The following is a 13,941-nucleotide window of genomic DNA, read 5'->3' as shown; positions in this document are numbered from 1 at the left end:
GCGGCGGAGGCTTGTCGCATGAACCTTCATGACGGCGCCCCCGCCCTCTCCATCGCGGGGCTGCGCAAGACGTACGGCGAGACCCGCGCGGTCGACGGAGTCGACCTGGTGGTGGACCGGGGGGAGGTGGTGGCCCTGCTCGGCCCGAACGGCGCGGGAAAATCCACCACGATCGACATGGTCGTCGGGCTGAGCCGTCCGGACGCGGGGGAGATCGCCGTGTTCGGCGCGTCTCCGCATGAGGCGGTGCGGCGCGGCCTGGTGGGCGTGATGCCGCAGGAGGGCACGCTGCTCGACGACGTGACCGTCCGCGAGACGGTGGCGCTGATCGCGTCGCTGCACCGGACGCCGCTGCCGGTGGAGGAGGTGCTGGGCCGCGCCGGGGTGGCCGGCCTCGCCGGTCGCCGGGCCGCGCTGCTGTCCGGCGGCCAGAGGCAGCGGGTGCGGTTCGCCATGGCCCTGGTGTCCGGCCCCGGCCTGCTGGTGCTCGACGAGCCGACGGCGGCCATGGACGTGACGGCCCGGCGGGAGTTCTGGCAGTCGATGCACGCCTTCGCCGAGACCGGCCGCACCGTGCTGTTCTCCACGCACTACCTGGAGGAGGCCGAGGCGTACGCCGACCGGGTCGTGCTGATGCACGCGGGCCGCGTCGTGGCCGACGGCCCGGTATCGGCGGTCATGGCCGAGGTGTCCGGCCGTACGGTGACCGCGACCGTGCCCGGCGCGCGCGCCGAGGACCTGGGCGCGCTCCCGGGCGTGACTGCGGCGCACGTGCGCGACGGCCGGGCCGAGCTCCGCTGCACCGACTCCGACCTGGTCGTACGGCACCTGCTGGCGCGCTATCCCGAGGTGCGGGACGTCGAGGTCGGCGCGCTGGGCCTGGAGGAGGCGTTCCTGCGCCTGACCGGAGCAGCGGAGGCCGTGCGATGACCGGATATCTCGCATTCGAGATCAGACGGACCCTGCGGGACGCCAAGTTCCTGCTGTTCGCGGTCGCCCTGCCGGTGGGCATCTATCTGCTGATGGCCGACCGCTTCGCCGACCAGGGCGCTCCCGCGGCGTACGTGATGGGCGGGGTCGCGGTGTTCGGGGCGATGAAGGCGGCGCTCGACGTCGGGGCACGTACGGCGGTGGAGCGCGGCATCGGCTGGCAGCGCCAGTTGCGGCTGACTCCGCTCAGCGGCGGCGGCTATCTGCTGGCCAAGGCGTCGGTGGCGATGGTCGTGGCGCTGCCGCCGGTGGCCGGGGTGTCGCTGGTCGCCGCGCTCACCGGCGGGGGGGACCTGTCCGCGGGCGGCTGGGCGACGGCCGTGCTCGGCGTGTGGGCGGGCACGGGGCCGTTCGCCCTGCTCGGCCTGCTGATCGGCCAGTTCGCCAGTGCCCGGGGCCTCCAGGCGTACCAGGGGGCGGTGGTGCTGGTGCTCAGCTTCGTCGGCGGGCTGTTCATCCCGGTGAGCACGTTCCCCGCCGCGCTCGCGGTGGTGGCCAAGGTCCTGCCGAGCTACTGGCTCGCCGAGATCGGCCACGCCGCCGCGCTGGGCGGGCACAGCAGCGGGGGAGGCAGCGGGGTGGCCGTGCTGGTCCTGGCGCTGTACACGCTCGTGCTGGGCGTCGCCGTGGCCGTCCGGTATCGCCGCGACACGGCGCGGGCCTAGGGTGATTGACGTGGGCGAGCAGGGCGTATGGGGGCGTTCCGCCTGGCCGGTGTGGAACCCGGCCCGGCCGGGGTCTCGCTCGGCTCACGTCCGCGGCGTCCTCGTGCTGGCGCTCCTGCTGGTCTGGCCGCTGTGGGAGACGCTGCGGGAGGCGCTGAGGCCGGACGGATCCGGGCCGCAGGCCCCGGCGGTGCGGATCGCGCTCGGCGCCGTCACTGTCCTGTACGCGGCGGGCTGGCTCTGGTCCATGATCGCCGGGATCCGCCTGCCGCCCCGGCGGCGGATCCTGCTCGTCGGGGCGCTGTTCGCGCTGGCGGCCGTGGCGGCCCTGCTGCGCGACGGCCCGCTCTATCTCGGCCATGCCGGCGTGTTCAGCTACGTGCTCGCGGTGGCGGCCTGGCTGCTTCCGGCCCGCTGGGGCGTGCTGCTCGCGGCGGCGACCTGGCTGCTTCAGGTGCTCGCACAGTGGCTCGCCCCCGGCCCCGTCACCTGGGAGCACGTGGGCGGCCTCGTCCCCGGGGTCGTGATCCCGGTGGCCGTGACGCTGCTGATCCGGCTCGTCGTCCAGCTCGGCCAGGCCCACGAGGAGATCGCGGCGCTGGCCGCGGCGGCCGAGCGCGACCGGCTGGCCAGGGACCTCCACGACGTGCTCGGGCACAGCCTGACCACGATCACGGTGAAGACCGCCCTGGCCCGCCGGGTGCTGGAGAGTGGCGGCGACGTCGAACGCGCTATGGCCGAGCTGCGCGACGTCGAACGGCTGTCCCGGGAGGCGCACGGCGAGGTGCGCCTGACCGTGTCGGGCCGCCGCCGGCCGTCCCTCGCCGCCGAGCTGGCGGGGGCACGCGCCGCGCTGCGGGCCGCCGGGATCAGCCCGATCCTCCCGCCGTCCGCCGACCACGTGCCGGCCGAGCTGGCCGAGCCCTTCGCGTACGTCCTGAGAGAGGGGGTCACCAACGTGATCCGGCACAGCGGCGCCACCCGGTGCGAGGTGCTGCTCGGGGACGACTGGCTTGAGGTGCGCGACAACGGCACGGGGCAAGACACGGGGCGAGAAACCGCGGGGCGGCACGCGGCGAAGCCCGGCAACGGCCTGTCCGGCCTGGCCGAGCGGCTGCGCGCCGTCGGCGGGCGGGTCGAGGCGGGCCCGCTGCCCGCGGGCGGCTTCCGGTTGCGGGCGAGCCGCGCATGATCAGGGTGTTGCTCGCCGACGACCAGGCGCTCGTACGCGGGGCGCTCGCGGCGATGCTCGCGCTGGAGCCCGACATCGAGGTGGTGGCCCAGGTCGGCTCGGGCGAGGAGGTCGTCGAGGCGGCCCGGCGCGCCCGGCCCGACGTGGCGTTGATCGACGTGCAGATGCCGGGCAGGGACGGCCTGGAGGTCACGGCCGACCTGCGCGCCGCGCTCCCGTCGTGCCGGGTGGTGATCTGCACGACTTTCGGGCGGCCCGGCTACTTCGCCCGTGCCATGGAAAACGGCGCCTCGGGCTTCGTCGTGAAGGACGCGCCGCCTGAGCACCTGGTCGACACGGTGCGCCGGGTGCACGCGGGCCTGCGCGTGGTCGATCCCGCCCTGGCCGCCGAGTCGCTCGCCAGCGGGTCGAGCCCGCTGACCCCGCGGGAGCGCGACGTGCTGCGCGCGGCCCGGCAGGGCGGCACGGTGGCCGAGATAGCGCGGAGCCTGCACTTGTCGGCCGGGACCGTACGCAACCACCTGTCGGCGGCGATCGGCAAGACCGGCGCGAGCACCCGCGCCGAGGCCGCGCTGATAGCCGACGAACAGGGCTGGCTCTGACGCGCCGTTTCCGGAAAAAGGGAATGACCGGAAAGCGGCTCGGGCGCGAGAATCGCCCGCATGTCAGAGCCCATGTCGCAGCCGATGTTGCAGACCGACCGCATCACGCTCGTGCCGCTGTCCGACGACCACCTTGAGCACGAGATCGAGCTCGACGCCGATCCCGAGGTCATGCGCTACCTCACCGGCCGTGCGCGCACCCGCGAGGAGGTGGAGGCCCTCCACCGTCAGCGGCTCGACGTCGCGCACCGCGCCGCCGGGCTCGGCTTCTGGGCCGGGTTCGTGGACGGGCGCTTCGTCGGCTGGTGGCTTCTGGAGCCGCCCGCGCGTGCCGACCAGGGCCCGGCCGACGGACAGGCCGAGCTCGGATACCGGCTCCTGCGGCGCTACTGGCGCCAGGGCCTGGGCAGTGAGGGAGCCCGCGAGCTGCTTCGTTACGCGTTCGAAGACCTCCGGCTCGACCGCGTCTTCGCCGAGACCATGGCGGTCAACGCCGCCTCCCGCGCGACGATGGCCACGATCGGCATGCAGTACGTCCGTACGTTCCACATGGACTGGGAGGAGCCGCTCCCCGGCAGCGAGCTCGGCGAGGTCGAGTATGCGATCACCCGGGAGCAGTGGCTCGTTTCCCGAACGGCCCCCGCCTGATCTGGCTAGGTTGACCAAATGGACGTGGAGATCAGCGGCATACCAGTGCATTTCGCCGAGCACGGCGACGGCATGCCCGTTCTGGCGCTGCATGGAGCGGGAGTGGACCACCGCGAGATGGCCGGCGCGCTGGAACCGGTCTTCCGCGACCGGCCCGGCTATCGGCGCGTCTACCCCGACCTGCCCGGCATGGGGCGCACTCCGGTGGGGGACCGGCTCCGCGGTTCCGACGACGTCCTCGATCTCGTGCTCGGTCTGGTCGACGCCGTCGCCGGCGATCGGCCGTTCGCGGTCGTCGGCCACTCGTTCGGCGGATATCTGGCCCGGGGCATCGCCGCCCGCCGTCCGGACCAGGTCGCGGGGCTGGCGCTGATCTGCCCGCTCGGCGAGGACGCGCGTGACGTGCCCGCACACGAGGTGCTGCACGCCTCGGCCGACGTGGCCGGGGTGCTGAGCCCGGCCGAGCAGGCTCAGTTTCGTGACTACTTCGTGGTGCAGACGCCCGCCACGCTCGAACGGTTCCGGGAGCACGTGGCCCCGGCCCTGCCCCTCGTCGACAGGGACGGCCTCGGGCGGGTCTTCGAACAATGGCGGCTGAGCGACGTCTCCCCGTACGCCGGCCCGACCCTGATCCTCGCCGGGCGCCAGGACTCCACGGTGGGGTACGCCGGCGCCTGGGAGCTGGTGGCGCGCTATCCGCATGCCACCTACGCCGTCCTCGACCGGGCCGGGCACGCGCTGCCGCACGAGCAGACCGGGCTGCTGGCCGCGCTCGTCGGCGAATGGCTCGACAGAGTGGCGATCCGTTAGACCATGCCGTTAGACCATGCCGGGAATCAGCGATCATCAGCCCGAAACGGCGCGGAGGGCGCCGGGATGGCGGCCCGTGAGGCGGTCGAGCCTGGCGGCGGTGGCGTCGTCCGCGGGGAGATAGGCGATCAGGACCTGGCTGTCGTCGCCGGACAGGCCGAGGGTCTCGTAGGCCAGCCGTAGTTCGCCCGCCTCGGGATGCGCCAGCCGTTCGAGACCGGTGCGCCTGGGCGGGCCGGGCGGCGTCGCCAACCGGTCGGTGAAGGGCGCGCCGACGGCCAGGGTCAGCTCGTTGACGAGGCGCTCGACGTGCGGGTCCTCCCGGGAAATCCCCGGTTTCAGCGCGGCGAGCCGCTCGCCGGCGACCCGGTCCCACTCGGGGTACGCGGCCTTGGCCCGGGGGTCGGCGAAGACGTACCGCACCAGGTTGGGCGGCCTGCGGTCCAGCAGTCCGATGGGACCGGCGAGCCGCTCGTAGCCGTTCGTGTGGGCGAGCACGTCGCCGAGCCGGTTGACGACCACCGCCGGGGCGGGTTCGAGCCGGTCGAGCAGCGCCCGGACGGTGGGGCGGACCGACTGCGCGGGCGGCCCCTGGCACGGGCCGACGAGCCGACCGGCACCGTCGGCCGCCTTGAAATGGTGGAGCAGATGGAGGCGGTCGTCGGACGACAGGCGCAACGCGTCGGCGAGGGCGGCGAGCACGGGCACCGAGGGGTGACGGTCCCGCCCCTGCTCAAGCCGGGTGAGATATTCGACGCTGATCCCGGCCAGCGTGGCCAGCTCGGAACGGCGAAGGCCGGGGGTGCGGCGCCGGCCGCCGCCGGGCAGCCCGACCTCGGCGGGGGTGACCGCCTCACGACGGGACCGCAGGAACTCTCCCAGGGTGTTGTCGCTCACGCTTCGCAGGCTACCGAGCGACCTCGCCTCCGATCGTGGCCCTGCGGGGGCCAGTCTTGGCCCGGCCTCCCTCGGGTGGTCCCCGTCACCGGATCCTCGGTGCTGTTCACGGTTGTCACTGACATGAGGAGCGCCGACATGGATCTGGGACTCACCGGCCGTACGGTCATCGTGACGGGGGCCTCCGGCGGCATCGGGCGGGAGATCGCCCGCGGGTTCGCCGCCGAAGGAGCCGACGTGGTGCTCACCTATCACCACGCGCAGGACGGTGCGGAACGGCTCGCCAAGGAGATCGGCGGACGCTCGCTCGTCGCGCCGTACGAGATGGACGACGACGAAGCGGCCCGCGGCCTGGTCGAGAGCGTGCTCGCGTGGTCGGGCCGGATAGACGTGCTGGTCAACAACGCCGTGCACTGGGGCGCCGACGAGCCGGAAGCGGACCTCCCGTTCGACGCCGTGCCCGACGTGAGGTGGCAGAAGGTGATCCGGGTCAACGTCGAGGGCGCGCTGCGGCTCAGCCGGGCGGTCGTCCCGTCGATGCGCGAGCGCGGATGGGGCCGGATGGTGCACATCTCGTCGAGCATCGCGGTCGACGGCATGCCCGGCGGGGAGTTCTACGGCGCGGCCAAGGCGGCGCTGCACGGTTTCAGCAGGTCAGCCGCGTTCGGGCTGGGGAAGGCCGGCGACATCCTGTCCAACGTCGTCATGCCCGGCTTCACCAGGACCGAGACGAACGCCGAGATGGCCGAGCAATGGGGCGGGCACTACAGCGCGCGGGCTCCGATCGGCCGCCTGCTCGACGCCGCCGAGGTCGCGAACGCCGTCGTCTATCTGGGTTCGGCCGCCAACACCGGCATCACCGGACAGGCGATCAAAGTGACCGGCGGGGCCTGACACCTGTTCGCTGTGACGACCCGATGCGAGCCCGCGCCGTAGCCGCCGGCTGGTCTGGGCCGGACGGCCTGCGGGCCCGCACGACTCGGGCCGCGGTTACGCACCGCCAGAGATGGTTCTACTGGCGCATGAGCAGGAAGGTGTGCTGGCCCTCCGCGCCGATCTCGGCGTCGAGCGTCTTGTCGTCGAGCGAGGGCGCCACCTCCGCCTCGACGAAGACCCGGGTGTCCGCCTTCTCGATCACCTGGTCGCCGGCCTGCGGCGCGCTCACCAGAGACAGTTCGAGGGAGGCTTCCGGGCCGGGCCTCGCCGCCAGTCGCAGGCCCGCCTCATCAGGGATGTTGTCACCGGCCGTCAGATCACGAATCGCCATGACGGCGTTGTCGGTCAGCGTCAGCATTGACTTGCTCCTTCACGAATGGGGGCGGATTTTCCGTACGGCCGGAGAAACCTCCGGCCCCATGTGGTCGGGACGGCCCGACGGCGCGTGCGCGACGCCGGCCACTCCGACCTCGTTACGCCGTACCCCCGATCCGGGGACGAAACCGCGTAGCGCTCCGGCCGTGCACGTCCTGGCGATCACTGTCCTGATAACTGCCGCCCATCGGTCCTCTTGCCATCGCTTGTTCGCGCGGTGTCCTGAGTGTGGCAACAGCGCACAGGACGCTACATATGCAAAGCTATTTACTTGTTTTTCTACGAGCTCACCGAGTGGGGCCACGACCTGGAGCCGATCCTCGTGCACCTGAGCCGATGGGGCCGGCAGTCCCTGCTGCGGGAGACGACGACGCCCCTCGGGATCGATTCGGCCGGTCTCAAGGCCCTGGTGATCGACGGGACCCCGCCCGTCCGGCTCGGGGAGCGGCTGAAGACCACCGGCGATCGCGCTGTCCTCCAGCGGCTGCTCGACGCCATCGCGACAGAGTGACCGAAGGGGAGATCGCACATGAGCTCGTCACCGGAATCGAGTGAGGTCGAGACCCTCCTCGGCTACCTGAACTGGAAGCGGCGGCACGTCCTCGACATCCTCGACGGCCTGGACGAGGCCGACCTCCGGCGTCCTGTCCTTCCGTCGGCCTGGACCCCGGTCGGCCTCGTCCACCACCTCGCCCTCGACGTCGAGCGCTTCTGGTTCCGCGCGGTCTTCGGTGGCGACCCCGAAGCGGTGGCCTCGTTCGCCACCTCGGCCGACGCGTGGCAGGTGCCCGCCGACCTGCCCGCCTCGGAGGTGTTCGACCTCTACCGCGAGGAGACGGCGCGCGCCGACAAGGTGATCGCCTCCAGCGGCCTGGACCAGGCGCCGCGCTGGTGGCCGGACTTCCGCGACGACCGGCCGCCGCGCGACCTGCGTTCGGCGATCCTCCACGTCATCGTCGAGACGGCGACCCATGCCGGCCATCTCGACGCCGTACGCGAGCTGATCGACGGCAAACAGTTCCTCGTCCTCGACTGAGTCAGGAGCCGGGGCAGCGGTAGGCGGCGTGGCGGTTGGGGGAGCAGCACACCACGCCGCATGTGAGGAACCGGCCGCCGGTCAGCCAGATGCCCCACTGCACGGGCCACTACCCGCGCCCGGCAGTGCGCCTGGTCTCGGCCGCCAACACCGGCATCACCGCACAGGCCATCAAGGTGACCGGCGGCGCCTGATCGGATCGACAACCCCGGAGTACGCCGTGCGGGTCCAAGTACTTCGCGTACTTGACGTACGTTTCTCTCGATCCGATATTGGCAGTGGGACGAGAGGAAGTGGCATGGGAGTGCATTTCGCCAGCTACACGGAGGCCAGAGCCAAGCTCAAGGAGCTCCTCGACGCTGCTGAGCGGGGTCGGAGTGCGACCGTTCGCCGCGACGACCGGACCGCCGCTGTAGTAGACGGCGAGCGCTTGCGATACTTCCTGGCTCGAATCTGCCCATCCAACGCCCAGGTAGTGGCCGAGGATGGCGGATGGTCGGTCTTCATTCCAGGGCTGCCGGTCGCCGCGGACGGGCGGACGTTCGACGAGGCCATCGACGAGATGATCGACGCGCTTCGAGAGTACGCCGAGGATTGGCAGGACCACCTGTTGGACGCGGTCAACCACCGCGACAACTGGGGGCTGGTGCAGATGATCTGCCTGAGCAGCGACGACCAGCTACGGGAGTGGCTGATAGGGGCGGCTCAATGACGTGGCCGCAGCCGACCCGGGAAGATCACGAGCGTTTCTGCAAGAGCGAAGGCTGGCGGCGAATCCGGGACGCCAGGGGACGGACGGGCACGCACCACGTCACGTACGAGTTCGACCTCCCTACGGGCGGCATCCTGCGGACGCGAATTTCACATCCACCTGACCGCTATGGGCCCAGCCTTTGGGCTCATATCCTGCGAGACCAGCTCCAGGTCTCCGAGGAGGAGTTCTGGGGCTGCGTCCGGGACGGGATCGTGCCTGACCGGGGAGGCCGTCAAGCGCCGGCTGAGGCGCTGCCCGCAGACCTGGTCTATCTCCTCATCCATCGAGCCGGGCTGACCGAAGCCGAGGTCGGCCGCATGTCGCGAGATGAGGCGCTTGCTCGTCTTCAGATCTTCTGGTCGGAAGGCTCGTAGGCCGGTTCAGGAGGCGGGGCAGCGGTAGGCGGCGTGGCGGTTGGGGGAGCAGCACACCACGCCGCAGGTGAGGAACCGGCCGCCGGTCAGCCAGATGCCCCACTGCACGTCGACGCCGCCGGTGAGTGCCTCGCGGGCGTTGCGCAGCCGTACGTCGAGCCCGATGCGGGCCTCGTCGGCCGGGCGGAGGAAGGAGCCCTCCATCGCCCGGTAGCGCTCCGCCAGCCACGTGAGCGCGTCGTCGGGATTGGCCGCAGAGGCGTCGATCCGGCGGGCCGGCTTCAGCAGCCAGTCGCACGTACGCATCGGCGGCAGCGGGGAGCTCGTGAACGGACCGGGGTCGGCGGGCGGCAGCGGCGGTCGCCGCTCGGCCTCGTTGCGCAGCTCTTCCCCGATGCCGCTCCACACGTAGCAGTGCAGGTGCATGACGCTCCGTACAGTGGGGGTGGCCCCTGCCTGGTGCGAGCGGGCAGGGGCCGCCGTGCTCCTACAGTGTGGTCAGGCCGGCCGCGCGAAGCTCGGCACCGGTGAACCGGAGAGTCCCGGCATCCGGGTTCTTGCTGTCACGCAGGGCGAAGGCGTCCGCCTCGCCCGGAATCGGGGCCAGCTCGACGCACGACTCCATGTCCTCCTCCTGCTGGTTGCCGCCGCACAGCCGCCGGAAGCGCGCTCCGGCGAGGTCGTGGTCGTACAGGTCCATCGGGCTCCTTCCTGTTGGTGGTCCCGCCCCGGCTGGTTCGCCGAGCGGGCGTCCTCGTTGGGCCCGCCTTCACCGGGCCTGTCTTTATCGGGCTCGGCTTAATCGGGCTCGGCTTTATCGGGCTCGGCCGAGCAGCACGTCCAGCCACACCCGGCGCGCCCGCGCGTCCGGCAGGCGTTCGGTCTCGCGGACTTCCGGCGTTCTGTTGGTCCGGTCCGTACGGCGGACGAACAGCAGCCCGCCGGACGCGCACAGTTCGTACGCCAGCGGGGAGCAGTGGTCGCAGGTGTGGGCCACGACCCGAACCCGGGCGGTGCGCCTGGTCTCAGCCATCCACCGCAGCGTGACGTGCCCCGGCTGCTCGGGCGCAAGATGCAGCCCCGGGCAGGCGTCGGCGGCCTGAGCCAGAGCATCGAGCGCCCGGACAGCGGACTCTCGGAGGGCACTCACTGGGGCAGCAACCCTGCGGCGAGCTCCTCCTGGTCGCAGAGCCGCGCAACGAGTTGGTCGGCGTCGTCCGCATCGATGGTGTGGCTCAGCCCGTGACTCAACTGCGCGTCGGTGAGTCGCTGATTGCGCGTTGCCCACAGGCGATCCGCTGAGCTCCGCCAGATTGTCCATTGGGGGAACGCGGCCTGCAGGTTCGCAAAGGTTGTCGTCGGGGACATGGCGACAGAGTCACGTACTGTGCCGTCACATTTACACTGCGTTTGCGGGACGTGCGGGACGTTTCGCGTTACCGTCGGGAGACGTCCTCAACGTCCCCCCGATTCGAGGTCGCCAGTGGCAAATGACTCTCTACGCCAAGCCATGTCCAGTGCGAGACTTACCGAAAGGGACCTCGCGTTACGGTGCGAGGTAGACGTCAAGACGGTGTCCCGCTGGCTGGCTGACGAGGCACGCGTGCCGCACCCGCGTCATCGGTGGGCCGCTGCCGAAGCGTTGGGAGTGGATGAGTCCGTGTTATGGCCCGAGGCGATTCGGAACACGGTCAAGATCGGCCCCGATCGAGAAGTGGTGTCCGTATATCCCTACCGATCCGCCTGCCCGAAGAGCGTGTGGCGGGCGCTCATCACCGAGGCGAAATCGACCATCACGCTGGCGGGATACACGAACTACTTCCTTTGGCTTGAACACCCCAACCTGGCGAAGGTGCTCAAACGCAAAGTCGAGCAGGGCTGCAGTGTCCGTTTCCTGATCGGCGACCCCGACAGCGAGGTGACCCGCCGACGCGAGGAAGCCGAAGGTGTCCCGCTCACGGTGTCCACGCGGATCCGCATCACACTGGCCGAACTCGACCAGCTCAAGGACGTGCCCGGCATCGAGGCGCGGTTCGGTGACGAGCACATCGCCATGTCGGCATTCCAGTTCGACGACGAAATGCTCGTCACCCCACACCTGGCCAAGCTGGTCGGTCACGACTCGCCGCTCCTGCACCTCAAGCGCCACCAAGACGACGGCCTCTATGACCGCTTCGCCTACCACGTAAAGGAGCTATGGTCAGCCGGCCGGGACATCTGGCCGAAGGCAAGCGTGGGATGACATCAGCGGTGCAGGGAATGAGTGGCGACTTTCGTGATCATGCTGTTTCAGTCGGAAGTAGTCGCAGCAGCAGTGGACCTGTTCGAGGCCGCAACCATGCCCGACTCGTCCACTACGTCGCGACCGCGCGACGGTGCTTCGGAACCTTGGGGCAGCGGGTTCTCACGCGAGAGAACCGGATGAGCCGCTGGGATGCGCTTCCGGATTCACCAAGGAGACTGGGGAATGCTCCCAGGCTTCGGCGGCCGCCAGGTAGCGATACAGCTCGCCGGCGATCGCTTGGGCAAGACCCACGGGAACGGCGTTGCCGATCTGACGCGCTATCTGGATCTTGCTGCCGACCCACTGATACTCGAGGGGGAAGCCTTGGAGAAGCGCGGCTTCTAAGTGTGTGATCGGGCGGTCGGCCTTCGGGTGGAGGTATCGGCCCTTCTCCGGCTTGTAGAACTCGGTGCGGATGGTCACTGAGGGACGGTCCCACCAGAGGCGCCCCATCACATCTCCGGAACCGGTTCGATGGTTGATCCAGTTCGGAGTCGACAGGTGAGGCGGCAGGTTGTGACGGTTGCCCCCTTCGGGAATCGCCTTGTATCGCTCGCGCGAGAGGTCTGTCGGGTTACGACCGATATGAAGGTCACTCGTGCGGAAGGTGCCCGGGAGTGTCCGGCCCAGGAGGTCACAGGTCCGTGCCGGTAGTTCAGTGGTCGCCGTCTCCGGAGGAGTGGAGCTGAAGACGGCGCTTGCGGGAATCCATCTCTCCAGCGCTTCGAACAGCGCCCCATCGCTCTTCTTATCGGGCTTCCGGTGGGTGGGCTTGGGGTGTTGGAGAGGCTTCTTGGACGGGTGCGACTCGATGAGGTCTCGGTGAGTGGCCAGAACGATCACACGCCGGCGAGTCTGAGGTACACCGTAGTCGGCCGCGTTCAGCAGCTTCGTCTCCAGAACGTACTCTCGCAACTCACCGCGCTCACCTGTCGATGCCTTGAGCAACTGGTACTCATGCGACTTCAGGAAGCGGTCCACGTTCTCGATGACGAAGATCTTGGGCTTGAGCGCCAGGACCACCCGGACGTACTCCTTCCAGAGCTTGTTCCGGGGGTCGAGCGGATCCTCCTTGCCCAAGCCGGAGAAACCCTGGCAGGGCGGGCCGCCAAGGATCACGTCCACGTCGGAAGCGACATTCTTGGGATCCCACCCGGCTATGTCACCTGCATAGATATGGCCGGTCCCGCCGGCCTCCTCGGCGAAGTTCGCCGCGTACGTAGAGGCTGCGGCGATGTCCCATTCCACCGCTCCGACCGTACGGAAGGCGCCCGGCTTGAACGTATGGAACCCCTGAGTCAGCCCCCCACATCCGGCGAATAGGTCGACGATCTTGATGGGGCTGAGGGGGCGGGCGGTCATGAGCCTCACCTTACCGAGATCATTGGGCCAATACTGCCGCAATCTGTCGGCCCACGGCCTCGGCGAGCGGCGGTGGGACCGCCTGCGCCACCTGCTTATAGCGTGCTGTCTTACCGCCCATGACGATCCAGTCGTCCGGCAGGCTCTGGAGCTTCATCACCTGCTCGACCGTCAGCTTGGGAACTCCGTCCCGCCCGAGGCTCGGGTCCAGTACGAAGTCTGCATCGGGGACATCGTTCCCGAGGCCGTGGGCGTTCACGGCCACTTCCATCCACTGGCGCTTGGATCGAGTGGGGCCCAGATCGGCACCTCCGTGGTTCTTCGAGCCGCCGACGACCGTCGGGGCGACACGATTCGCCAACGCCGCCCAGGCGTCCGCATCACGCCAACCCTTGCTCGCCATCGACTCCCTCAGCACCTCGCCGACCGTCGGAACGGTGCGGTGCGTCGGCTCGGGCCACTCGAATCGCATGAAGTCGTTCGGCCGCATGGCGAGCAACAGGCAGCTGCGTCGCACCTGAGGCACGCCGAAGTCCTGCGCATCCAGGACCTTCCACTCCCACCGGTAGCCCAGGTGCTCGAGCTCGGCTTCGACCTCCTTCCGGACCCCTGCGAACTTGGGCATCTTCAATGACGGCGTGGTCTCCAGGATGATCGCCCTGGGCTGCAACTCGATCGCCAAACAGACCGCCACGGACAGCAGGTCTCGCTCATCCTTGGCGCCCTCCTGTTTGCCGGCGATCGAGTAAGGAGTGGACGGGACGCCACCGGACAGCAGATCGACTGTCCGGATTCGGTAGTCGGCTCCGACGAAGTCTTTGAGGTCCAGTTCGGTGACGTTCCAGTCCGGCCGGTTGGCGCGTAACGTCCGGCATGCATGCACGTCGTTGTCGATCGCCATGACCGGGCGGAAGCCTGCTCTCTCAAGCCCGAGCGCCTGGCCACCGACTCCGGACCCGATTTCCAGACTGGTGAACTGTTCGCCCATACACCCCCCTTGATCCAGATCGTCGAGC

At 69.9% G+C, this 13,941-nt stretch carries 21 protein-coding genes; 13 read left to right on the top strand and 8 right to left on the bottom strand.

All coding sequences use genetic code 11. The annotated features are described in order from the left end of the window. Window positions 1-18 precede the first annotated feature (18 nt). The 6 genes from FLV34_RS27260 to FLV34_RS27235 are packed head-to-tail and all read left to right on the top strand — an operon-like array spanning window position 19 to window position 4,907. Window positions 19-930, top strand: coding sequence for an ABC transporter ATP-binding protein (locus FLV34_RS27260; protein ID WP_142648142.1), 912 nt, complete (start codon window positions 19-21; stop codon window positions 928-930). Beyond that, window positions 927-1,655 (top strand): ABC transporter permease, encoded by a 729-nt coding sequence (locus FLV34_RS27255; protein ID WP_147944428.1) that lies wholly within the window; start codon window positions 927-929, stop codon window positions 1,653-1,655. Before FLV34_RS27260 ends, FLV34_RS27255 begins: the two co-directional genes overlap by 4 nt. A 10-nt stretch (window positions 1,656-1,665) precedes the next feature. Beyond that, complete coding sequence (locus tag FLV34_RS27250; protein ID WP_222709639.1) at window positions 1,666-2,847, top strand: sensor histidine kinase; 1,182 nt, start codon at window positions 1,666-1,668, stop codon at window positions 2,845-2,847. After that, on the top strand, window positions 2,844-3,449 hold the full coding sequence (locus FLV34_RS27245; RefSeq protein WP_147944427.1) for a response regulator transcription factor: 606 nt from the start codon (window positions 2,844-2,846) through the stop codon (window positions 3,447-3,449). The genes FLV34_RS27250 and FLV34_RS27245 overlap by 4 nt, the downstream gene beginning before the upstream one ends. A gap of 60 nt (window positions 3,450-3,509) precedes the next feature. Continuing rightward, entirely contained in the window at window positions 3,510-4,097 is a 588-nt protein-coding gene (locus FLV34_RS27240) for a GNAT family N-acetyltransferase (RefSeq protein WP_222709638.1), read from the top strand. An 18-nt stretch (window positions 4,098-4,115) separates the two neighbouring features. Continuing rightward, window positions 4,116-4,907 (top strand): alpha/beta fold hydrolase, encoded by a 792-nt coding sequence (locus FLV34_RS27235; RefSeq protein ID WP_147944426.1) that lies wholly within the window; start codon window positions 4,116-4,118, stop codon window positions 4,905-4,907. Between the two features lie 36 nt (window positions 4,908-4,943). Here FLV34_RS27235 and FLV34_RS27230 read toward each other — a convergent pair whose 3' ends face one another. Then, entirely contained in the window at window positions 4,944-5,804 is an 861-nt protein-coding gene (locus FLV34_RS27230; protein ID WP_142648146.1) for a helix-turn-helix domain-containing protein, read from the bottom strand. Between the two features lie 138 nt (window positions 5,805-5,942). Here FLV34_RS27230 and FLV34_RS27225 point away from each other — a divergent pair, with 138 nt between their 5' ends. Further along, window positions 5,943-6,698, top strand: a complete 756-nt coding sequence (locus tag FLV34_RS27225; protein WP_187280749.1) for an SDR family NAD(P)-dependent oxidoreductase — start codon at window positions 5,943-5,945, stop codon at window positions 6,696-6,698. 118 nt (window positions 6,699-6,816) lie between these two features. Here FLV34_RS27225 and FLV34_RS27220 read toward each other — a convergent pair whose 3' ends face one another. Then, entirely contained in the window at window positions 6,817-7,098 is a 282-nt protein-coding gene (locus FLV34_RS27220; protein ID WP_142648148.1) for an iron-sulfur cluster assembly accessory protein, read from the bottom strand. Window positions 7,099-7,386: 288 nt separating this feature from the next. Between FLV34_RS27220 and FLV34_RS27215 the strand changes: the two genes are divergently transcribed. The 5 genes from FLV34_RS27215 (at window position 7,387) to FLV34_RS42710 (ending at window position 9,279) form a co-directional block, all read left to right on the top strand. Next, window positions 7,387-7,626 (top strand): hypothetical protein, encoded by a 240-nt coding sequence (locus FLV34_RS27215; RefSeq protein ID WP_147944424.1) that lies wholly within the window; start codon window positions 7,387-7,389, stop codon window positions 7,624-7,626. A gap of 18 nt (window positions 7,627-7,644) precedes the next feature. Next, window positions 7,645-8,151: a DinB family protein gene (locus FLV34_RS27210; protein WP_147944423.1), complete on the top strand. Its 507-nt coding sequence runs from the start codon at window positions 7,645-7,647 to the stop codon at window positions 8,149-8,151. Window positions 8,152-8,213: 62 nt separating this feature from the next. Then, a complete protein-coding gene (locus tag FLV34_RS42715) occupies window positions 8,214-8,345 on the top strand; it encodes a hypothetical protein (RefSeq protein WP_261985922.1) in 132 nt (43 codons plus the stop codon). 104 nt (window positions 8,346-8,449) lie between these two features. Then, window positions 8,450-8,863 (top strand): prevent-host-death protein, encoded by a 414-nt coding sequence (locus FLV34_RS27205; protein ID WP_142623584.1) that lies wholly within the window; start codon window positions 8,450-8,452, stop codon window positions 8,861-8,863. Continuing rightward, complete coding sequence (locus FLV34_RS42710; RefSeq protein WP_147944422.1) at window positions 8,860-9,279, top strand: cytotoxic translational repressor of toxin-antitoxin stability system; 420 nt, start codon at window positions 8,860-8,862, stop codon at window positions 9,277-9,279. Before FLV34_RS27205 ends, FLV34_RS42710 begins: the two co-directional genes overlap by 4 nt. 6 nt (window positions 9,280-9,285) lie before the next feature. Here the strand turns inward: FLV34_RS42710 and FLV34_RS27195 are convergent, their stop codons facing one another. The 4 genes from FLV34_RS27195 to FLV34_RS27180 form a co-directional block, all read right to left on the bottom strand. After that, the gene (locus FLV34_RS27195) at window positions 9,286-9,705 is read right to left on the bottom strand and encodes a hypothetical protein (RefSeq protein ID WP_147944421.1); all 420 of its coding nucleotides are present in this window, start codon (window positions 9,703-9,705) and stop codon (window positions 9,286-9,288) included. 61 nt (window positions 9,706-9,766) lie between these two features. Beyond that, window positions 9,767-9,979 carry a DUF397 domain-containing protein gene (locus tag FLV34_RS42705; RefSeq protein ID WP_147944420.1) on the bottom strand — a complete coding sequence of 71 codons (213 nt, stop codon included), beginning with the start codon at window positions 9,977-9,979 and terminating at the stop codon, window positions 9,767-9,769. A 114-nt stretch (window positions 9,980-10,093) separates the two neighbouring features. After that, window positions 10,094-10,312 carry a hypothetical protein gene (locus tag FLV34_RS27185; RefSeq protein WP_261985921.1) on the bottom strand — a complete coding sequence of 73 codons (219 nt, stop codon included), beginning with the start codon at window positions 10,310-10,312 and terminating at the stop codon, window positions 10,094-10,096. Window positions 10,313-10,425: 113 nt separating this feature from the next. After that, complete coding sequence (locus FLV34_RS27180) at window positions 10,426-10,647, bottom strand: hypothetical protein (protein ID WP_142648154.1); 222 nt, start codon at window positions 10,645-10,647, stop codon at window positions 10,426-10,428. A gap of 205 nt (window positions 10,648-10,852) precedes the next feature. On the opposite strand from FLV34_RS27180, the gene FLV34_RS27175 reads away from it, so the two are divergent. Beyond that, a complete protein-coding gene (locus tag FLV34_RS27175; protein ID WP_261985920.1) occupies window positions 10,853-11,521 on the top strand; it encodes a DUF5919 domain-containing protein in 669 nt (222 codons plus the stop codon). A gap of 162 nt (window positions 11,522-11,683) precedes the next feature. Here the strand turns inward: FLV34_RS27175 and FLV34_RS27170 are convergent, their stop codons facing one another. Together FLV34_RS27170 and FLV34_RS27165 are read right to left on the bottom strand one after the other, a co-directional pair. Then, window positions 11,684-12,925: a DNA cytosine methyltransferase gene (locus FLV34_RS27170; RefSeq protein WP_142648156.1), complete on the bottom strand. Its 1,242-nt coding sequence runs from the start codon at window positions 12,923-12,925 to the stop codon at window positions 11,684-11,686. 19 nt (window positions 12,926-12,944) lie between these two features. Then, on the bottom strand, window positions 12,945-13,913 hold the full coding sequence (locus tag FLV34_RS27165; protein WP_147944418.1) for a DNA cytosine methyltransferase: 969 nt from the start codon (window positions 13,911-13,913) through the stop codon (window positions 12,945-12,947). Window positions 13,914-13,941: the final 28 nt, after the last annotated feature.

The organism is Microbispora sp. CSR-4 (assembly GCF_008033685.1).
GTDB lineage: Bacteria > Actinomycetota > Actinomycetes > Streptosporangiales > Streptosporangiaceae > Microbispora.
This window is presented reverse-complemented; position numbering and strand designations above follow the sequence as displayed.